The sequence below is a fragment of the Streptomyces sp. NPDC059852 genome (assembly GCF_042731455.1).
Lineage (GTDB): Bacteria > Actinomycetota > Actinomycetes > Streptomycetales > Streptomycetaceae > Streptomyces.
Genome location: NZ_JBHWJK010000018.1, coordinates 36,501 through 55,408, shown reverse-complemented (window position 1 = coordinate 55,408; position 18,908 = coordinate 36,501). Strand labels below are relative to the sequence as shown.

Genomic DNA, 18,908 nt, shown 5'->3' with positions numbered 1-18,908 from the left:
GTCGTCTCATTCTCCGGATCCGTCCCCTGCGGCCACGTCCAGGATGCCGGGCAGGCCCTGAAGAAGCGCCTCCACTTCGTCGTCCCCCAGGTTCAGCGGCGGCATCAGCCGTACGACATCGGGGGCGGGCGCGTTCACCAGGAAACCGGCGTCCTGGGCCGCCTGCTGCACACCGGCGGCGTGCGGCCCGGTGAGCACGATACCCAGGAGCAGTCCCGCGCCCCGGACATGGTCGATCATCGGGTGGCCGAGGGCCTCGACGCCGTCGCGCAGTTTCTCGCTCTGCCGCTTGACGTTCTCCAGCAGCCCGTCGTCCGCGATGGTGTCCAGGACGGCGAGGCCGGCCGCGCAGGCGACCGGGTTGCCGCCGAAGGTCGTGCCGTGGTGACCGGGCCTGAGCAGGTCCGCGGCCCGCCCGAAGGCGACCGTGGCGCCGAGCGGCAGTCCGCCGCCGAGCTGCTTGGCGAGGGTGACGACGTCCGGCAGGACGCCCTCGTGGGCCTGGTAGGCGAACCAGTGCCCGGTGCGGCCGATGCCGGTCTGCACCTCGTCGAGGACGAGCAGCGCGCCCGTGGCGGCGGTGATGGCCCGCGCCGCCTTCAGATAGCCGGCCGGCGGGACGACGACGCCGTTCTCGCCCTGGATGGGCTCGATGACGACGAGGGCCGTCTCCTCGGTGACGGCCGCGGCCAGGGCCTGCGCGTCGCCGTAGGGGACGTGGGTGACGTCGCCGGGCAGCGGCAGGAAGGGTTCGCGCTTGCCGGGCTGGCCGGTCAGCGCGAGGGCGCCCATGGTGCGGCCGTGGAAGCCGCCGTCGGTGGCGACGACGTGGGTGCGGCCGGTGAGCCGGCCCAGCTTGAACGCGGCCTCGTTGGCCTCGGCGCCGGAGTTGCAGAAGAAGACCCTGCCGTCCCGGCCGAAGAGCTGGAGCAGCCGTTCGGCGAGGGCGACGGTCGGCTCGGCCATGAAGAAGTTGGAGATGTGGCCGAGGGAGGCGATCTGCCGGCTCACGGCCTCGACGATCGCCGGGTGGGCGTGGCCGAGCGCGTTGGTGGCGATGCCGCCGACGAAGTCGAGGTACCGCGTGCCCTCGGCGTCCCAGACCTTCAGGCCCTCGCCGCGCACCAGGGGGAGCCGGGGGGTGCCGTAGTTGTTCATGAGCGAGCCCTGCCACCGCTGGGCGTACTCCTGGTTGGCGGTCACTGCGCGTCCCCCTCCGGCGCGTCCGGCACGACCATCGTGCCGATTCCCTCATCGGTGAAGATCTCCAGCAGGATCGAGTGCTGGACCCGGCCGTCGATGACGCGGGCGGTGGTGACGCCGTTGCGTACGGCGTGCAGGCAGCCCTCCATCTTCGGCACCATGCCCGAGCCGAGTTCGGGCAGCAGCTTCTCCAGCTGGGAGGCGGTGAGGCGGCTGATCACCTCGTCGCTGTGCGGCCAGTCCTCGTAGAGGCCCTCGACGTCCGTGAGGACCATGAGAGTCTCCGCTCCCAGCGCAGCCGCGAGTGCCGCAGCCGCCGTATCAGCATTGACGTTGTAGACATGCCCGTCGTCCTGACTGCGGGCGATGGAGGAGACGACCGGGATGCGGCCGTCGGCGAGCAGGGCCTCGATCGCGCCCGTGTCGATCTCGGTGATCTCGCCCACCCGCCCGATGTCGACCGGTTCGCCGTCGATCTCGGGCTGGTGCTTGGTGGCGGTGATGGTGTGCGCGTCCTCGCCGGTCAGACCGACGGCGAGCGGACCGTGCTGGTTGAGCAGGTTGACCAGCTCGCGCTGGACCTGCCCGGCGAGCACCATCCGTACGACGTCCATGGCGTCCTCGGTGGTGACGCGCAGGCCGGCCTTGAACTCGCTGACGATGCCGTGCTTGTCGAGGGCGGCGCTGATCTGCGGGCCGCCGCCGTGCACGACGACCGGCTTGAGCCCGGCGTGGTGCAGGAACACGACGTCCTGGGCGAACGCGGCTTTCAGGTCCTCATCGACCATGGCGTTGCCGCCGAACTTGATGACGACGGTCCTGCCGTTGTGGCGGACGAGCCAGGGCAGCGCCTCGATGAGGATCTGGGCCTTGGGGAGCGCGGTGTGCTTCCGCGTCGTGTTGCTCATGACGAGTAGGCGCTGTTCTCGTGGACGTAGTCCGCGGTGAGGTCGTTGGTCCAGATCGTGGCGGTCTCGGAGCCGGCCGCGAGGTCGGCGACGATGTGTACCTCGCGGTAGCGCATGTCCACCTTCTCCCGGTCCTCGCCGACGCCGCCGTTCTTGCAGACCCAGACGCCGTTGATGGCGACGTTGAGCCGGTCCGGCTCGAAGGCGGCCCGCGTGGTGCCGATCGCGGACAGCACCCGGCCCCAGTTGGGGTCCTCGCCGTGGACGGCGCACTTGAGGAGGTTGTTGCGGGCGATGGTGCGGCCCACCTCGACGGCGTCGTCCTCGGACGCGGCGTTGATCACCTCGACCCTGATGTCCTTGCTGGCGCCCTCGGCATCCCGGATCAGCTGCTGCCCGAGGTCGTCGCAGACCTGCCGGACCGCCTCGGCGAACTCCTCGTAGGCCGGGGTGACGCCGGACGCGCCGGAGGAGAGCAGCAGGACGGTGTCGTTGGTGGACATGCAGCCGTCGGAGTCGACCCGGTCGAAGGTGACCCGGGTGGCGGCCCGCAGCGCCTTGTCCAGCGTCGCGTCGTCGAGGTCGGCGTCCGTGGTGAGGACGACCAGCATGGTGGCGAGGCCGGGGGCGAGCATGCCGGCGCCCTTGGCCATGCCACCGACGGTCCAGCCGTCCTTCGTGACGACGGACGTCTTGTGGACGGTGTCGGTGGTCTTGATGGCGATGGCGGCCTTCTCGCCGCCGTGCTCGGAGAGCTGCCCGGCGGCCGTCTCGATGCCGGGGAGCAGCTTGTCCATGGGCAGCAGGACGCCGATCAGACCGGTCGAGCAGACGGCGATCTCGATGGGTCCGCGTCCCAGCATCTCGGCGACCTTCTCGGCGGTGGCGTGGGTGTCCTGGAAGCCCTTCGGTCCCGTACAGGCGTTGGCGCCGCCGGAGTTGAGGACGACGGCCGACACCTGGCCGCCCTTGAGGACCTGCTCGGACCACAGCACGGGTGCGGCCTTGACGCGGTTGGAGGTGAACACGCCCGCGGCGGCTCGGCGCGGCCCGGTGTTGACCACGAGGGCCAGGTCCGGGTTGCCGTTCTCCTTGATCCCGGCGGCGATGCCCGCCGCCGTGAATCCCTTGGCTGCCGTCACACTCACGGCGCGACTCCGATCGTGGAAAGCCCGGTGCTCTCGTCGAGCCCCAGGGCGATGTTCATGCTCTGGACGGCACCGCCCGCGGTGCCCTTGGTGAGGTTGTCGATGGCGCTGATCGCGATGACGCGGCCCGCGGCGTCGTCGTACGCGACCTGCACCTGGACGGCGTTCGAGCCGTGGACGGACGCCGTGGCGGGCCACTGGCCCTCGGGGAGGAGGTGGACGAACGGCTCGTCGGCGAACGCCTTCTCGTACGCGGCGCGCACCGCCCCGGCGCCGACGCCGTCCTTGGCGCGGGCGCTGCACGTGGCGAGGATGCCGCGGGGCATCGGCGCGAGGGTCGGCGTGAAGGAGACGGAGACCCGCTCCCCCGCCGCCGCGGTGAGGTTCTGGATCATCTCGGGGGTGTGCCGGTGGCCGCCCCCCACGCCGTACGGCGTCATGGAGCCCATGACCTCGCTGCCCAGCAGATGCGGCTTGGGCGCCTTGCCGGCGCCGGACGTGCCGGAGGCGGCGACGATCACGGCCTCCGGTTCGGCGAGACCCGCCTCATAGGCCGGGAAGAGGGCCAGGGAGACGGCGGTCGGGTAGCAGCCGGGAACCGCGATACGCCGGGAACCCTCCAGCGCGGCGCGGCCGCCCGGCAGCTCGGGCAGTCCGTACGGCCAGGTCCCGGCGTGCGGGGAGCCGTAGAACCGCTCCCAGTCACCGGCGTCCTTCAGCCGGAAGTCGGCCCCCATGTCGACCACGAGCACGTCGGGGCCGAGCTGCTCGGCGACGGCGGCGGACTGTCCGTGCGGCAGGGCGAGGAAGACGACGTCGTGCCCGGCCAGCGCCTCGGGCGTCGTCGGGGCCAGCACCCGGTCGGCGAGCGGCAGCAGGTGCGGCTGGAGCGCTCCTAGGCGCTGTCCCGCGTTGCTGTTGCCGGTCAGGACGCCGATCTCGACCTCGGGGTGCGCCAGGAGCAGACGCAGCAGTTCCCCGCCCGCGTATCCGCTCGCTCCGGCCACTGCCGCACGTACCGCCATGGATGCCTCCTCCTTGATGGCATGACTATACGTATTGCCGCAGTTTTATGCAATCGCATTCCTTCGACGCGGTCGGGACGTTCGTGACCTCAGACGCCGATCAGAAGTTCGAACGGCAAGATGGGGAGAGGAGAGCGTCAACGGGTCCCGTGGACCCTGAAATGCGGGGAGAGGGATGGGCGAGTTCTGGTCGGTGCCGGACGTGCTGACCTATCTGGCCGGGGACTGGCGGGTCGCGCGTTCCGTGCGCGACCTCGCGAGCGGCGACGAGGGCACCTTCACGGGGACGACGGTGTTCGGCCCGCTGGAGGACGGCGGACTGCTGCACCACGAGTCCGGCGCGTTCGTCTGGCGCGGGGTGCCCCGGCCGGCGGAGCGCACCCTGCGCTTTCTGCCCGGCGCCGTGCCGGGCACGGCGGACGTGCGGTTCGCGGACGGCCGTCCGTTCCACGACCTCGACCTGCGCGATGGCCGTCACATCGCGGACCACCCCTGCTCGGCGGACCTCTACCGGGGCGACTTCACGGTCCGGGACGCGGACCACTGGCGGACCGTGTGGCGGGTGCGCGGCCCCGCCAAGGACCTGGTCCTCACCACGGACTACGCGCGCGTGGTCTGAGCCGAGGCCCCCTCCAGGCGCAGGTTCCAGCGGCCGGCGTGCCCGATGACCGTGGTCGCCGACAGCGGTCTGACATCGATGTTCCAGTACGTCGACGGCGGCGCCTTCAGGGCGTAGACCAGCGCGGCCCGGATCACGGACGGCTCGGCCACCGCCACGATCCGGTCGCCGTCCTCCACGGGCCGGGTGTCGAGCCAGCCGCCGACCCGGGAGATGAACGCGATCAGCGACTCGCCGCCGTGCGGGGTGCCGCGCGGGTCGGCGAGCCAGGCGTCCACCGCGTCGGGCTCCCGGGCCATCGCCTCGCCCAGCGTGAGCCCGCGCCAGCGGCCCATGTCGCAGTCCCGCAGCGCCAGCTGGACCAGCGGGGCGTAGCCGAGGGCGTCGCCGGTGGCGCGGCTGCGCGGGGTGGGCGAGCAGTAGCGCAGGTCGGCGGCCGCCAGCGGCAGCAGGTCACGGGCGACGTGTTGCACCTCGTCCCAGCCGGCCTGGTCCAGCGGCCGGTCGTCCTGGAAGCGCTCGGCGAGCAGCGACGAGCTGCGCGCGGCGGCGACGAACGTGACCCGAAGCGACATGCGGTGATGGTGTGACGGGACGGTGACCAGGTCAAGAGGGAGCGTTCCCATGTCACCGACCGTGGAGGCGCCCTCACCGCGTGGTCGGGACCAGCCGGGCGAACCCTCCCGAACAGGGCCGCGCGGCCCGCTACAGGTACAGCGCCATCCAGTGGCCCGGGGTCTCCAGCGCCGCGAACCCGAGCTTCGCGTACACCCCGTGGGCGTCGTGCGTGGCGAGCAGGATGCGCCGGACGCCGTACGGGCGCAGGTGCTCGCGCACGGCCCCCACGAGAGCGGTCCCGATGCCCTTGCCGCGCACCGACGGGTCGACGTAGACGTCGCAGAGCCAGGCGAAGGTGGCCCGGTCGGTGACGACCCGGGCGTACGCGGCCTGCTCCCCCGACGCCGTGTCGTACACCCCGAAGTTCAGCGACCCGTCGATCGCCGCCTCCTGCTTCTCCCGGGCCCGGCCGAGCGCCCAGTAGGCGTCGGTGGACAGCCAGCGGTGCACTCGCTCGCGGTCGAGGCGGCCGGCGTCGGTGGAGATCTCGTAGCCCTCGGCGAGGGGCGGGGTGTCGGTCATGCGCCGAGATTCGCAGGGCCCGGCAGGCTCCGTCGAGCGTTTTTCAGCAGGTGGGACACGACCGACGCCCCCGGCGGTCACAGCACCTCGTCGCAGGCGGCCCGCAGACGCCGTACGCCCTCCGTGATCTCCCCCGCGCCCGCCACGGCGGCGAAGCTCAACCGGATGTGCGGGGCCGGGGGTTCGGCGCTGAAGTAGGGGCGGCCCGGGGTGATCGCGACTCCGGCGCGCAGGGCGGCCGTGGTCAGGGCCGCCTCGTCGGTGCCGTCGGGAAGGCGCAGCCACAGGTGGTAGCCGCCGGAGGGGATGTGCGGGAGGGCGAGTTCGGGCAGGGACAGGCGCAGGGCGGCGGTCATGGTGTCCCGGCGTGCCCTCAGCTCGGCGGCGACGGCCCGCAGATGGCGGGGCCAGGCGGGCGAGCCGACCAGTTCCACCGCCGCCTCCTGCAGCGGCCGCGGCACGAAGAAGCTGTCGACGACCTGGATCGCGCGCAGCCGCTCCAGCACCGGGCCCCGGGCGGCGAGCGCGCTCACCCGGAAGCTCGGCGAGGTCGCCTTGGTCAGCGAGCACACGTGCACGACGACGCCGTCGGGGTCGTCGGCGGCCAGCGGACGCGGCAGCGGCCCGGCGTCCTCGTGCACCAGCCGCCGTACGAAGTCGTCCTCGACGACGAAGGCGCCGGCCTCACGTGCGATGCGCAGCACCTCGCCGCGCCGCTCGGGCGCGAGCAGGGCGCCGGTCGGGTTCTGGAACAGGGGCTGGCACACGAACACCCGGGCGCCGGTGGCCCGGAAGGCGTCCGCGAGCAGGGCGGGCCGCACACCGTCCGCGTCGACCGGCACCGGGACGGGGCGCAGTCCGGCGGCGCGGGCGATCGCCAGCATGCCCGGGTAGGTGGGCGACTCGACGAGGACCGGGGCGCCGGGGGGCGCGAGGGCCTTCAGCGCCGTCGTCAGGGCGGACTGGCCGCCCGCGGTGATCAGCACCTCGGCGGCCGTGACCGTGCCGCCCGGCCCGCCGATGCCCCGCGCGAACCACTCGCGCAGCTCGGGCAGGCCCTCCATCGGCGGGCGTCCCCAGGCGCCGGGCCGGCGTCCGGCGCGGGACAGCGCGGCGGCCATCGCACGCTCGGGCTGGAGCGACGGATGCAGATAGCCGCCGTTGAACTCGATCACGCCGTGCGAGGGGGCGGCCAGCGACACCAGTACCCCGGAGGCGTCCACCGAGCGCGGCACGAGGTCGGTGGCGCTGTCCGCGCTGAGCGTCACCTCCTGCCAGGAGGTGTCCCCGGTGGCGGCGGCCGATGCGGGCCGTTCGGCGCGGAAGGCGCCGGCGCCGGGCCGGGTGACGACGAGTCCCTCGGCGGCCAGCTGGGCGAGGGCCCGGGAGACGGTCACCGGGCTCACCCGGAAGCGCTCGACCAGGGCCCTGCTCGATGGCAGCTTTTCACCGGGAGAGTAGCGGTGCAGCTCTTGCCGCACCTGATTCGCCAGCTCGCCCACACTGCTACGCTCTTGCATGAGGACTGAGAATAGCGCTACCGCGTCGAGCCCGATAGCAGTCAGCAGCTCCGCGGATGCGGCCGCACCCACCGCCCCGGTCGCATCCGCCACCCAGGCCGCACCCGCCACCCCGGTCGTCCGCGGCACTCTCCAGGCCGGCCTCGGGGTCGCCGCCTTCTCCCTGACGTTCCCCGCCACCGCCTGGGGCCTGGAGGGGTTCGGCCCCTGGTCGCTGGTCGCCGTGCGCAGCGTGCTGGCCGCGCTGATCGCCGGCGGCTGTCTGCTGGCGCTGCGCGTGCCGCTCCCCGGGCGCCGGGACCGGGCGGCGCTGACGGTGGTCGCGGCGGGCGTGGTCCTCGGCTTCCCGCTGCTCACCACGCTCGCGCTGCAGTCGTCCACCACCGCGCACGCCGCCGTGGTCGTCGGTCTGCTGCCGCTGACGACCGCCCTGTTCTCCGCGCTGCGGGTCGGCACCCGGCCGTCGCGCACCTTCTGGCTCGCGGCGCTCGCGGGCGCCGCAGCCGTGGTCGCCTTCACCGTCCAGCAGAGCGGCGGCGCCCTCACCACGGCCGACCTGTACCTGTTCGCGGCGCTGCTGGTGTGCGCGGCCGGCTACACCGAGGGCGGCCGGCTGGCCCGGACCATGCCGGGCTGGCAGGTGATCGCCTGGGCGCTGGTGCTGTGCCTGCCGGTGGGCCTGCCGGCCGCGGTGGTGGCACTGGCCCACGAGCCCGTGCAGTGGACCTGGCACGGCGTGACCGGGCTGCTGTGGGTGGCGGCCGGCTCGCAGTTCCTCGGGCTGGTCGTCTGGTACCGGGGCATGGCCGCCATCGGCATCCCGAAGGCCAGCCAGTTGCAGCTGGCCCAGCCCCTGCTCACACTGGTGTGGTCGGTGCTCCTGCTGGGCGAGCACCTGACGGTGGCCGCGCCCCTCACGGCCGCGGCGGTGCTCGTCTGTATCGCCGTGACCCAGCGGGCACGTGGCTGACGGGTCCGTTCCGGCCCGCCTCCCGCTCCCGCCTGGCGCCGTAGACTCAAGGCCACGGACCGCTGCTCCCGCATCCGCTGAGGAGGCCCAACCCATGCGCGCAACCGTGGGCGACCAGCTTGTCCAGCACGGCAGGGTGGTCGGACAGCACGACAAGGTCGGCGAGATCGTCGAGATCCTGGGCTCGGAGGGCAATCCCCCGTACCGCGTCCGCTTCGAGGACGGGCACGAGGGGCTGTGCTCCCCCGGCCCCGACACCGAGATCCGCCACCGTCACCAGGAGATGTCCCACTGACCGTGTCCACCGGCCCGGCGCCCGCCGGCCGGGCCGGTCACACCGGGGGCGCCACGGGCTGCCCGTAGTGGTCCGCGACCACGCGGGAGACGGCCCCGATAGGGTCCGCCGCCACCTCCTTGGCGGCGAAGAAGACATGGCCGCGCACCTGTGCGTGCTTCTTGGCGAGCGTCAGATGCCGTGACAGCTCCGCCGGGTCCTGCCAGGCGGCGGGCTGCGCCGGGTCACCCGCCTTGTACAGCGCCTCCCCCAGGTACAGCCGCGTCCTGCTGCCCTTCGCCACCGCGGCCCACCACGGCACGAGCTTGGCGTAGTCGGCGGCGGGCAGCCCGATGTTCCAGTACAGCTGCGGGCAGATGTAGTCGATCCAGCCCTCGCGCACCCAGGTGCGGGTGTCCGCGTGCAGATCGTCGTACGTCTGCACGCCGGCGCGGGTGTCGGAGCCGCGGGAGTCGGTGGCGGCGTTGCGCCACACCCCGAACGGGCTCACCCCGAACTGCGTGGTGGGCCTGATCCGTTTGACGGCCGCCGCCATCTCCTTGACCAGCTGGTCGATGTTGTCCCGCCGCCACGCCGCCCGGACCGGGAAGGCGCTGCCGTACCTGTCGTAGGCGTCGTCGTCGTCGAAGGACTGCCCGGCGACCGGGTACGGGTAGAAGTAGTCGTCGAAGTGGACCGCGTCGACCGCGTACCGCTCGACGGCGTCGAGCATGGCCCGCTGCACGAACGCCCGGACCTCCGGCAGCCCGGGGTTGTAGTAGAGCCGGCCGCCGTACGGCACGACCCAGTCGGGGTTCTGCCGGGCGGGGTGGGAGGCGATGAGCCGGCCGGGGTCGCCGTGGTTGGCGACGCGGTACGGGTTGAACCAGGCGTGCAGCTGCAGTCCGCGCTTGTGGGCCTCGGTGACGGCCGTGCCCAGCGGGTCCCAGCCCGGGTCGCGGCCCTGGGTGCCGGTGAGGACCTGCGACCAGGGCTCGTGCGGCGACGGCCACAGGGCGTCCGCCGTGGGGCGCACCTGGAGGATCACCGTGTTGAGGCGGCGCTTCACCGCCGTGTCCAGATGGGCGAGGAGTTCGGTGCGCTGCTGCCGTGCGCTCAGGCCCTGCCGGGAGGGCCAGTCGCGGTTCGCCACGGTCGCCAGCCACATCCCGCGCATCTCCCGGGCGGCGTGGCGTCGGTCACGGCCGGGCCCGTCGGCGACGGCTGTCCCCGCCGTCAGGGCTCCGCCCGACGCCACGAGTGCCGACAGGGCGGTGACCGTGAACGCCCGTCGTGACAGCGGTGACTTCCGGTGCAGCATCGTCTTCGAACCTCCCGTGGTGACGCGGTCAAGGACCCCCGTTCCAGGACCGATCCGGACGAACCGGACCGGTCCGGCGTCAGCCTTTCATGAGGCACCCGAACGATCGATCAAGCTGCGCCGAAGGTAACGTGCCCTTTTGGAGCAGGCGCCGAACAACGGCGGACCTGCCGCAGTCGTGGATCAGCGAAGGGGACGATGTGACCGGCATCTCCGGAGATATTGCACGCGTCGGTGTCGTGGGCTGCGGCCAGATGGGGGCGGGCATCGCCGAGGTCTGCGCCCGCTCCGGGCTGGACGTGAAGGTCGCCGAGACCACCGGCGAGGCCCTGGAGATCGGCCGCACCCGGCTGCTCAACTCCCTGGCCAAGGCCGCCGAGCGCGGCAAGATCAGCGAGGAGGAGCGGGACGCGACCGTGGCCCGACTGTCCTTCACCACCGATCTCGGCGAGTTCGCCGACCGGGACCTGGTGATCGAGGCCGTCGTCGAGAACGAGCAGGTGAAGACGGAGATCTTCCAGGTGCTCGACCAGGTCGTGACCCGGCCGGACGCGATCCTCGCCTCCAACACGTCCTCGATCCCGCTGGTGAAGCTGGCCGTCGCCACCTCGCGTCCGGACCAGGTCATCGGCGTCCACTTCTTCAACCCGGCGCCGGTGCAGAAGCTGGTCGAGCTGATCCCCGCGCTCACCACCTCCGAGGGCACGCTCGCCCGCGCCCAGAACTTCGCCGAGAAGCTGCTCGGCAAGCACGCCATCCGCGCCCAGGACCGCTCGGGCTTCGTGGTGAACGCCCTCCTCATCCCGTATCTGCTCTCCGCGATCCGGATGTTCGAGACCGGCATCGCCAGCCGTGAGGACATCGACAACGGCATGGAGATGGGCTGCGCCCACCCCATGGGCCCGCTGAAGCTGTCCGACCTGATCGGCCTGGACACCGTCGCGTCCGTGGCGCAGAGCATGTACGACGAGTACAAGGAGCCGCTGTACGCCGCTCCCCCGCTGCTGCAGCGGATGGTCGACGCGGGCCGGCTCGGCCGGAAGACCGGTTCGGGCTTCTACGCCTACGGCTGACGGCCCACGATCGACGGCGTGCACGCCCTTGGCTGATTACTGACGGTCAGATTCCGGTCATACGCGCGGGCCCGGCACCGGGAAAGGTGCCGGGCCCGCGCGGTTCGCACCCGGTGTGCGAGCCGGGCCCGCATATGCCGTTCGCACACGCTCCCCACGCGTCCACCAGGCGAGTTCACTTTGCTGCGCATGCCAGGGATGGAAGACCACTGCGGAAAGGAGCGGACACGTGACCGCCGATCCCGAGCATCCCGCCGTTCAGGGGGAACTCGCAGAGTTACGACGCCGGCTCGACGTCGCCTACGCCCGTGTGGAGGGCGGGCTGACTCTGCTGACACACCGCACCGAGGAGAGCGCCAAGGAGCTGGACGAGCTCGGCTCCCGGATCACGACACTGGAACACGCCCGCTGGCCACTGCCCGCGGTCGCCGCCCTCGTCGCCGTGGGCGCCCTGATCGTGGCGATCTGGCAGGCCGTCGGGCACTAGAGGGCGTCTCAGGGGGCACGCCAGGGCGGGTCCGCGCGCCGGCCCAGGACGTCCTGCCCCAGCCGGAGATGGTGCAGCAGCAGTAACGCGGCCGCCATGTTGGCGGCCGGGACCTCCCCTCGGGCGACCATGTCGGGAACGAGCTTGAGGGGGACCCACTCCCGGCGGTCCGACTCGAAGTCGTCCACCGGATGCCCGACGTACTCTCCCTCCTCGGCCCAGTAGATGTGGTGCCGGGCGTCGGTGAGCCCGTTGGAGGGCTCCACGCTCATCAGGTGGTACAGGGGTCCCGGCCGCCAGCCGGTCTCCTCCTCCAGTTCCCGGGCGGCCGCGCCGGCGATGTCCTCACCGTCCTCGACGACGCCCGCCGCGAGTTCCCACCCCCAGCTGTCGGTGATGAAGCGATGGCGCCACAGCAGGAGGACCTCGTTGGCCTCGTTGACCACGGTGGCCACCGCGACCGGCCGCATCCGTATGAGGAAGTGGTCCAGATGCCGGCCGTCGGGCAGTTCCACGTCGGCCAGATTGACGGTGAACCAGCGGTTTTCATACACAGTTTGTTCGTTCTGTTTCGTCCACTGCACGGTTCTGCCACCTTCCGTCGAGTAAGTGGCAATATCGCAGCAGCGACCCGAAGTTGTGCCGGAGACCGGGCGAGGTCTAGAGCGGTACGCGCAGTGCCCCGTCGATGAGTGCCGCGGCCTCGGAGGTCCCCGCGCAGCCGCTGCGCACCAGGTGTTCGCGCACCGCCCGGAGTCTGTCGCGCAGCCGCTGCGACTCCATTCCGCGCGCCTGCTCGGCCATCTGCACGGCGATGGCCACGGCCTTGTCCGCGTTGCCCTGGCGCAGTTCGATCGTGCTGAGCATGGCCAGCCGGTGCACCCGGCCGCGGTCGTGCGCGGGGTTGTCCACGGCCGCCGCGGCGTGCTCGCGCGCGGCCGCGACCTCCCCGAGGCTCAGCAGCGCCTCCGCCACCTGGACGTTGACGAGGCCGGGCTGGACATAGCCCGTCTCGTCGGGTTCGTAGCCGCGCCGGATGCGTTCGGCGGCCTGCTCGGCACGCCGGATGCAGGACAACGCGCTCGTACCGTCCCCGAGGTGCGCGTACGCCTTCGCCTGCATCGCGTACAGATCGGAGGCGAGCGCCGGGGTGATGTGCTTGCCGGCCGCCCGCAGCGCGGCCTCGGCGAAGGCGACCGCCTGCCGGAACTCCCGCATGAACAGCGCCTGGTTGACGAGCAGCGCGATCACATAGGCGCCCAGTCCCCGGTCCCCGCTGGCCTTGGCCAGCCGCAGCGCCTGGTGGAAGTAGCGCTGCGCCAGCCCGTGCGCGTCCGAGTCGTAGGCGCAGATCCCGGCGATGGCGACCAATCCGCCGGTGGCGCGGTGCAGCTGACGGCCCGTCGCGTCGGTGTAGCTGCCGCGCAGCAGCGGGGCGGCCTCGGCGTTGAGGAAGCCGACGATCCTGGTGCGCGTCGCCATGCCGCCCGCCTTGCGGTACATCTGCTCGTAGTGGGCGCGCGCGGACCGCAGCATCTCGATGTCGGCGGCGGTGACCCGGTGCCGGCCGCCCCGCGAGACGTCGACGTCCTCGGGCGGGTTCTCCCACTCCCACACGGGCATGACGGCGGGCGTGCCGGTGACCGCGGGGGCGCCCAGGATGTGCGGGCGCTGCTGCTCGTCGGAGCGCCACAGGGCGGTGGCCCGCTCGACGAAGCCGGACAGCGAGGTGGTGTGCGCGGCCGACTGCTCGCCCGGCACGCCGAGCCCGATGTCGTCGAGGGTGACCGTGCGGTGCAGCCGCCCGGCGAGCACCTCGCAGATCAGGTCCGGGACCTGGCCGCGGGGCCGCTGCCCCTTCAACCACCGTGCGACGGCCGTGTGTTCGTATCTCAGGGCGAGCCCGCGCGCCCGTCCCGCCTGGTTCACATGTGCGGCCAGCCCCGCGTGCGAGATCCCCGCCTCGTCGAGGATCGCGTCGAGCAGAGTGTTGGGCTGCATGGATGCCCCCCGGGTGGCTCGGTGCCGACAGACTAGTGCGAACCGGTTCACACGGGGTGTGAACGGAGTGCGCGAATCCGTAGGGTGCGCGCGCTGTCGCGGAGAGTTTCGTACCGGTTGACTGAAATGCCTCGCAAGAGGCCGGCCGGGCCGCCGGCTCCCCCTCGTACAGTGCGGCGGCCCGCTTCCGCGCCGTCCGCCCGGCTGCCTGCCCGACACTCCGTGGCGGGGCGGACGGCGCGCCGGCGGTAGGCCAGGGAATGGTCAGACACCGCCTAGGTGGCGGGCGCGGAACCGCCCGTGTCGGAGGTCCGTGCCGCGAGGGGGCCGCAGGTGACGCGCGCCCGGTCGTTGGTCAGGACGACGAGGGCCACGTCGTCCCCCGGGCGGCCTCGGGTGTGCCGCAGGAGCGCGGAGAAGAGGAGGCGCAGGGTGGTATCGGGAGCGGCCGGCGGACGGCCCGCCAGTCCGGCCAGGATCGTGCGGAGCGGAAAGAACCGGCCGGTGGCGTCCCGGGCGTCCTCGACACCGTCCGTGTACAGCACGAGCACGTCACCCGGCAGGAACACGCCGCACCGCACGGGGGCCAGGTCGCCCGGGAGCGGGAACGGGCCCACGGGAGGGAGCGGGTCGGCCCGTGCCAGCGGCTCGACACGGCCCTCGCACAGCAGAAAGGGCCAGGGGTGCCCGCAGTTGAGGGCGACGAGCTCGCCGTCCGGGCGGATCTCCAGGAGCAGCGTGGTGACGAAGTCCTCCACGGGTTCGTCGTGGGCCCGCTCGCCCAGGTGGCGGGCCATGGCGCGGTCGAGCCTGCGTAGCACCCCGCCGAGGTCGGGCTCGTCGTGAGCGGCCTCGCGGAAGCTGCCGAGGACGGCCGCCACGGTGCCCAGGGCGCCGATCCCGTGACCGCGGACGTCGCCGATGAGCACGCGTACGCCGTGGTCGGTGGCGGCGACCTCGTACAGGTCGCCGCCGACCCGGGCGCCCCGGTCGGCGGAGAGCTGGGCGGCGGCGACCCGCACCCCGGCGACGCGGGCGGGCGGCGGGCGCAGCAGCACGCTCTGCGCGGCGCCGGCGACGGTCCGGGCCCGGCGCAGCTCGCGCAGCAGGGCGCGCCGCGTGTGCAGGAGGAGGCCGGCGCCCACGGCGAGGAGGACGGCCCCGGAGACGACTCGGGCGCACAGCCCTTCGCGTTGCGCGGGCGGACAGGTCAGTTCGTAGGCGAGCACCGTGGCGCCCCAGACCGCGGGGAGCCCGACGGCGGGCGCTGTGCGGGGAAGCCGAGCCTTGATGCGGAACATGCCGATGGCCCCCCAGGAAAGGCCCTGACGACGCAGAATCGGACCGGCCTCGAAAGGCCGGTCCGATTCTGTCGGCAGATGCCCTGGAACGACGAGATCGCCCGGGGAGATCACCCTATCGGGTGAGGTGACCCCCTGGCGTCCACCTGGGGCGCAAGGAAGTCGCCCGGGGGCTAGCCGCGCAGCACCGCTCCGGTCCGCTCGCCCGCGAGGGCCACCGCGGCGTCCCGCGCGGCCGACGCCTCGTCCACGGTCAGCGTCCGGTCGCCCGCGCGGAAGCGCAGGGCGTACGCCAGCGACTTCTTGCCGTCGCCGAGCTGCTCCTCGTTCTCGTACACGTCGAACAGCCGGATGGCCTCCAGCAGTTCGCCCGCGCCTTCGCGCAGCGCGGCCTCGACCTCGGCGGCCGGGACCGGCTTGTCGACGACGAGGGCGACGTCCTGCGTGGCGACGGGGAAGGTGGAGATGCTCGGTGCCTGGGGCGTGTCGTCGCCGACCTGCTCCAGGGCGTCCAGGTCCAGCTCCATCGCGCAGGTGCGCGCGGGCAGGTGCAGGGCCTTCAGGACCCGCGGGTGCAGCTCACCGGCGTGACCGATGACCCGCTCCGCGCCGTCCACGGTGATCACCAGGTCGGCGCAGCGGCCCGGGTGCCACGGCCCGTACTGCCCGGAGCGGACCGTCAACGCGGCCCCCGCCTCACGGGCGACGAGGCGCGCGGCCTCGACGGCGTCGGCCCATCCGGCGGGACGCCCGGGGCCCCACCAGCCGGCCTGCTCGCGGGCACCGGCGAGGACGGCGGCCACGTGCCGGGGCTGCTCGGGCAGCACGGCGTCCAGCGCGGCCAGTTCCTCGTCGGTCGGGCGCCGGTCCACGGGCAGGTGCCCGGCGGCGGCCCGGCCTTCGCGCGGCTGGAAGACCAGGCCGGTCTCGAACAGCGCGAGGTCGTGCGTACCGCGTCCGTCGTTGCGCCGCAGCGCGGCGAGGAGGCCCGGAAGCAGCGACGTGCGCAGCGCGGGCTCCTCGTCGTTGAGCGGGTTGACCAGCCTGACGACACGGCGGGCCGGGTCGTCGGCCTCCAGGCCGAGCTGGTCGAAGATCTGCTCGCCGACGAACGGGTAGTTCGGCGCCTCGACGTAGCCGGCGCCGGCCAGCGCGCGGCCGACCCGGCGGTGCAGCCGCTGGCGGGCGGTGAGACCGCGGCCGGACGGCGGCTTCGGCAGGGTGGAGGGCAGGTTCTCGTAGCCCTCCAGCCGGATGACCTCCTCGGCGAGGTCGTTCGGCTCCAGCAGGTCGGGCCGCCAGGACGGCACGGTGACGATCAGCTCGTCCTGCCCGTACACGTCGCAGCCGATCTGCTGCAGCCGGCGCACGACGGTCTCGCGGCCGTACTCGACGCCCGCGACCTTGTCGGGGTGGTCGGCGGGGGCCGTGATGGTGTGCGGCGCGGACGGCGTGACGACCTCGGTGACACCGGCCTCGGCGGTGCCGCCCGCGAGCAGCACCAGCAGGTCGACGGTGCGCTGCGCGGCCGCCGCGGCGGCGGCCGGGTCGACGCCGCGCTCGAAGCGCCGGGACGCCTCGGAGGACAGCTTGTGCCGGCGGGCCGTGCGGGCGATCGACACCTGGTCGAAGTGGGCGGCCTCGATGACGATCTCGGTGGAGGCGTTCTCGAGGTCGTCGTGGTCGGCGATCTCGGTGTTGGCGCCGCCCATCACGCCGGCGAGGCCGATGGGGCCGTGCTCGTCGGTGATGACCAGGTCCTCGGAGTGGAGGGTGCGCTCGACGCCGTCGAGGGTGACGAGCTTCTCGCCCTCCTCGGCCCGGCGCACGCCGATGGTGCCCTGGACGCGGCCCCGGTCGTAGGCGTGCAGCGGCTGGCCGAGCTCCATCATCACGTAGTTGGTGATGTCGACGGCGAGCGAGATCGGGCGCATGCCGACCTTCTGCAGCCGGCGCTGGAGCCAGATCGGCGAGCGCGCCTCGGGGCTCACACCGGTCACGGTGCGGGCGGTGAAACGGTCGCAGCCGAGCGGGTCCGAGACCTTCACGGGGTAGCCGAAGGCGTTCGGGCCGGGCACGTCGAGCAGCGCCGGGTCGCGCAGCGGCAGGCCGTAGGCGATGGCGGTCTCGCGGGCGACGCCGCGGATGGACAGGCAGTCGCCGCGGTTGGCGGTGACGGCGATGTCCAGGACCTCGTCGACCAGTTCGAGCAGCTCGACGGCGTCCTTGCCGACCTCGGTCTCCGGGGGCAGCACGATGATGCCCTTGGTGCCGTCGTCGCCCATGCCCAGCTCGTCGCTGGAGCAGATCATGCCGTGGGAGGTCTTGCCGTACGTCTTGCGCGCGGAGATCGAGAAGCCGCCCGGCAGGGTGGCGCCGGGGAGGACCACGACGACCTTGTCGCCGACCGAGAAGTTCCGGGCGCCGCAGACGATCTCCTGGGGCTCACCGGTGCCGTTGGCCTGGCCGACGTCGACGGTGCAGAAGCGGATCGGCTTCTTGAAGCCCTCCAGCTCCTCGATGGTCAGCACCTGACCGACGACCAGCGGGCCCTTGAGGTCGGCGCCGAGCTGTTCGACGGTCTCGACCTCCAGGCCGGCCGAAATGAGCTTGGCCTGCACGTCGCGGCCGGTCTCGGTGGCCGGCAGGTCGACGTACTCCCGCAGCCAAGAAAGCGGGACCCGCATCAGATCTCCATCCCGAACGGCCGGGTGAACCGGACGTCACCCTCGACCATGTCTCGCATGTCCTCGACGTTGTGGCGGAACATCAGCATCCGCTCGATGCCGAACCCGAAGGCGAAGCCGCTGTACTTCTCCGGGTCGACGCCGCAGGCGGTGAGCACCCGCGGGTTGACCATGCCGCAGCCGCCGAGCTCGATCCAGCCCTCGGACGAGCAGGTGCGGCAGGGCCGGTCGGGGTTGCCCACCGACGCGCCCTTGCAGACGTAGCAGAGCATGTCCATCTCGGCGCTCGGCTCGGTGAAGGGGAAGAAGTTCGGCCGCAGCCGGGTCTTCATGCCCTCGCCGAACAGCGACTGGACCATGTGGTCCAGGGTGCCCTTGAGGTCCGACATCGTCAGGCCCTCGTCCACGGCGAGCAGCTCGACCTGGTGGAAGACCGGGGTGTGCGTGGCGTCCAGCTCGTCGGTGCGGTACACGCGGCCGGGGCAGATCACGTACACCGGCAGCTCGCGGTCGAGCAGGGAGCGGATCTGCACGGGCGAGGTGTGGGTGCGCAGCACCACGCCGGAGTCGGCGCCGCCGTCGGGGCCCTCCACGAAGAACGTGTCGGCCTCGCCGCGGGCCGGGTGGTCCGGGCCGATGTTCAGGGCGTCGAAGTTGAACCACTCGGCCTCGACCTGCGGGCCCTCGGCGACCTCGTAGCCCATGGCCACGAAGATGTCCTCGATGCGCTCCGACAGGGTGGTGAGCGGATGGCGGGCGCCGGCCGGCACGCGGTCGTGGGGCAGCGTGACGTCCACGGCCTCCTCGACCAGCACGCGCTGGTCGCGCTCGGCCTCCAGCTCGGCCTGGCGGGCGGCGAGCGCCTTGTTCACGGCGCCGCGGGCCTGGCCCACGCGCTTGCCTGCGTCGGCCTTGGCGTGCGGGGGCAGGGCGCCGATCTCGCGGTTGGCGAGGGCCAGCGGGGAGGCGCCGCCGGTGTGGGCGGTCTTGGCCTCCTGGAGCGCGTCGAGGGAGTCCGCGGCGGCGAAGGCGGCGAGCGCCTCGTCCCGCATGCGCTCGATCTCTTCTGGTTTCAGTGCCTCGACCTCGACAGGGTCGTACGACTTGTTCGGTGCCGACATCTCTTCCCGTGCTTCCGTTGGCTGGCGGATGGCCCCGTACCGACTCGCGGACATCTCGTCTCGGTCATGGGGACACAAAGGTGCCAAAGGCCGAGTCTAACGGGGTTGAG

At 72.6% G+C, this 18,908-nt stretch carries 18 protein-coding genes; 5 read left to right on the top strand and 13 right to left on the bottom strand.

What is annotated here, in order from left to right; translation table 11 throughout:
* Positions 1-6: 6 nt before the first annotated feature.
* The 4 genes from ACFV46_RS22665 to argC are packed head-to-tail and all read right to left on the bottom strand — an operon-like array spanning position 7 to position 4,284.
* Entirely contained in the window at positions 7-1,203 is a 1,197-nt protein-coding gene (locus ACFV46_RS22665) for an acetylornithine transaminase (protein ID WP_361930754.1), read from the bottom strand.
* Entirely contained in the window at positions 1,200-2,111 is a 912-nt protein-coding gene (argB, locus tag ACFV46_RS22660) for an acetylglutamate kinase (protein WP_376728602.1), read from the bottom strand. The genes ACFV46_RS22665 and argB overlap by 4 nt, the downstream gene beginning before the upstream one ends.
* A complete protein-coding gene (gene argJ / locus ACFV46_RS22655; protein ID WP_385499428.1) occupies positions 2,108-3,259 on the bottom strand; it encodes a bifunctional glutamate N-acetyltransferase/amino-acid acetyltransferase ArgJ in 1,152 nt (383 codons plus the stop codon). Before argJ ends, argB begins: the two co-directional genes overlap by 4 nt.
* Positions 3,256-4,284, bottom strand: coding sequence for an N-acetyl-gamma-glutamyl-phosphate reductase (gene argC, locus ACFV46_RS22650; RefSeq protein WP_385499426.1), 1,029 nt, complete (start codon positions 4,282-4,284; stop codon positions 3,256-3,258). Before argC ends, argJ begins: the two co-directional genes overlap by 4 nt.
* Positions 4,285-4,459: 175 nt before the next feature.
* On the opposite strand from argC, the gene ACFV46_RS22645 reads away from it, so the two are divergent.
* Positions 4,460-4,903: a DUF6314 family protein gene (locus tag ACFV46_RS22645; protein WP_376728593.1), complete on the top strand. Its 444-nt coding sequence runs from the start codon at positions 4,460-4,462 to the stop codon at positions 4,901-4,903.
* Here ACFV46_RS22645 and ACFV46_RS22640 read toward each other — a convergent pair.
* The 3 genes from ACFV46_RS22640 to ACFV46_RS22630 form a co-directional block, all read right to left on the bottom strand.
* Complete coding sequence (locus tag ACFV46_RS22640; protein ID WP_361930743.1) at positions 4,885-5,478, bottom strand: histidine phosphatase family protein; 594 nt, start codon at positions 5,476-5,478, stop codon at positions 4,885-4,887. The genes ACFV46_RS22645 and ACFV46_RS22640 overlap by 19 nt on opposite strands.
* A gap of 130 nt (positions 5,479-5,608) precedes the next feature.
* A complete protein-coding gene (locus ACFV46_RS22635; protein ID WP_376728592.1) occupies positions 5,609-6,043 on the bottom strand; it encodes a GNAT family N-acetyltransferase in 435 nt (144 codons plus the stop codon).
* Between the two features lie 77 nt (positions 6,044-6,120).
* Positions 6,121-7,563: a PLP-dependent aminotransferase family protein gene (locus ACFV46_RS22630; RefSeq protein ID WP_385499425.1), complete on the bottom strand. Its 1,443-nt coding sequence runs from the start codon at positions 7,561-7,563 to the stop codon at positions 6,121-6,123.
* Here ACFV46_RS22630 and ACFV46_RS22625 point away from each other — a divergent pair.
* Entirely contained in the window at positions 7,562-8,533 is a 972-nt protein-coding gene (locus ACFV46_RS22625) for a DMT family transporter (protein WP_361930735.1), read from the top strand. The two genes, ACFV46_RS22630 and ACFV46_RS22625, sit on opposite strands and share 2 nt — an antisense overlap.
* A 94-nt stretch (positions 8,534-8,627) precedes the next feature.
* Positions 8,628-8,828 (top strand): DUF1918 domain-containing protein, encoded by a 201-nt coding sequence (locus ACFV46_RS22620; protein ID WP_361930732.1) that lies wholly within the window; start codon positions 8,628-8,630, stop codon positions 8,826-8,828.
* 37 nt (positions 8,829-8,865) lie between these two features.
* Here ACFV46_RS22620 and ACFV46_RS22615 read toward each other — a convergent pair whose 3' ends face one another.
* The gene (locus tag ACFV46_RS22615; RefSeq protein ID WP_385499423.1) at positions 8,866-10,128 is read right to left on the bottom strand and encodes a glycoside hydrolase family 10 protein; all 1,263 of its coding nucleotides are present in this window, start codon (positions 10,126-10,128) and stop codon (positions 8,866-8,868) included.
* 200 nt (positions 10,129-10,328) lie between these two features.
* Here ACFV46_RS22615 and ACFV46_RS22610 point away from each other — a divergent pair, with 200 nt between their 5' ends.
* Positions 10,329-11,201, top strand: coding sequence for a 3-hydroxybutyryl-CoA dehydrogenase (locus ACFV46_RS22610; protein WP_361930728.1), 873 nt, complete (start codon positions 10,329-10,331; stop codon positions 11,199-11,201).
* 229 nt (positions 11,202-11,430) lie between these two features.
* Complete coding sequence (locus ACFV46_RS22605) at positions 11,431-11,688, top strand: hypothetical protein (RefSeq protein WP_361930726.1); 258 nt, start codon at positions 11,431-11,433, stop codon at positions 11,686-11,688.
* Positions 11,689-11,696: 8 nt separating this feature from the next.
* Here ACFV46_RS22605 and ACFV46_RS22600 read toward each other — a convergent pair whose 3' ends face one another.
* The 5 genes from ACFV46_RS22600 to pheS form a co-directional block, all read right to left on the bottom strand.
* The gene (locus tag ACFV46_RS22600; protein ID WP_385499420.1) at positions 11,697-12,272 is read right to left on the bottom strand and encodes an NUDIX hydrolase; all 576 of its coding nucleotides are present in this window, start codon (positions 12,270-12,272) and stop codon (positions 11,697-11,699) included.
* 76 nt (positions 12,273-12,348) lie between these two features.
* The gene (locus ACFV46_RS22595) at positions 12,349-13,689 is read right to left on the bottom strand and encodes a transcriptional regulator (protein ID WP_361930721.1); all 1,341 of its coding nucleotides are present in this window, start codon (positions 13,687-13,689) and stop codon (positions 12,349-12,351) included.
* A gap of 275 nt (positions 13,690-13,964) precedes the next feature.
* Positions 13,965-14,990 (bottom strand): PP2C family protein-serine/threonine phosphatase, encoded by a 1,026-nt coding sequence (locus ACFV46_RS22590; RefSeq protein WP_385499419.1) that lies wholly within the window; start codon positions 14,988-14,990, stop codon positions 13,965-13,967.
* Between the two features lie 173 nt (positions 14,991-15,163).
* The gene (gene pheT, locus ACFV46_RS22585) at positions 15,164-17,677 is read right to left on the bottom strand and encodes a phenylalanine--tRNA ligase subunit beta (RefSeq protein WP_385499417.1); all 2,514 of its coding nucleotides are present in this window, start codon (positions 17,675-17,677) and stop codon (positions 15,164-15,166) included.
* Positions 17,677-18,798, bottom strand: coding sequence for a phenylalanine--tRNA ligase subunit alpha (pheS, locus tag ACFV46_RS22580; RefSeq protein ID WP_361930713.1), 1,122 nt, complete (start codon positions 18,796-18,798; stop codon positions 17,677-17,679). Before pheS ends, pheT begins: the two co-directional genes overlap by 1 nt.
* Positions 18,799-18,908: the final 110 nt, after the last annotated feature.

Coding starts and splice junctions, on each gene's coding strand:
- ACFV46_RS22615 (WP_385499423.1), bottom strand. CDS start 10,128: ATGCTGCACCGGAAGTCACCGCTGTCACGACGGGCGTTCACGGTCACC.
- ACFV46_RS22590 (WP_385499419.1), bottom strand. CDS start 14,990: ATGTTCCGCATCAAGGCTCGGCTTCCCCGCACAGCGCCCGCCGTCGGG.
- pheS (WP_361930713.1), bottom strand. CDS start 18,798: ATGTCGGCACCGAACAAGTCGTACGACCCTGTCGAGGTCGAGGCACTG.
- pheT (WP_385499417.1), bottom strand. CDS start 17,677: ATGCGGGTCCCGCTTTCTTGGCTGCGGGAGTACGTCGACCTGCCGGCC.
- ACFV46_RS22595 (WP_361930721.1), bottom strand. CDS start 13,689: ATGCAGCCCAACACTCTGCTCGACGCGATCCTCGACGAGGCGGGGATC.
- ACFV46_RS22645 (WP_376728593.1), top strand. CDS start 4,460: ATGGGCGAGTTCTGGTCGGTGCCGGACGTGCTGACCTATCTGGCCGGG.
- ACFV46_RS22625 (WP_361930735.1), top strand. CDS start 7,562: ATGAGGACTGAGAATAGCGCTACCGCGTCGAGCCCGATAGCAGTCAGC.
- ACFV46_RS22620 (WP_361930732.1), top strand. CDS start 8,628: ATGCGCGCAACCGTGGGCGACCAGCTTGTCCAGCACGGCAGGGTGGTC.
- argB (WP_376728602.1), bottom strand. CDS start 2,111: ATGAGCAACACGACGCGGAAGCACACCGCGCTCCCCAAGGCCCAGATC.
- ACFV46_RS22640 (WP_361930743.1), bottom strand. CDS start 5,478: ATGTCGCTTCGGGTCACGTTCGTCGCCGCCGCGCGCAGCTCGTCGCTG.
- ACFV46_RS22635 (WP_376728592.1), bottom strand. CDS start 6,043: ATGACCGACACCCCGCCCCTCGCCGAGGGCTACGAGATCTCCACCGAC.
- argC (WP_385499426.1), bottom strand. CDS start 4,284: ATGGCGGTACGTGCGGCAGTGGCCGGAGCGAGCGGATACGCGGGCGGG.
- ACFV46_RS22630 (WP_385499425.1), bottom strand. CDS start 7,563: ATGCAAGAGCGTAGCAGTGTGGGCGAGCTGGCGAATCAGGTGCGGCAA.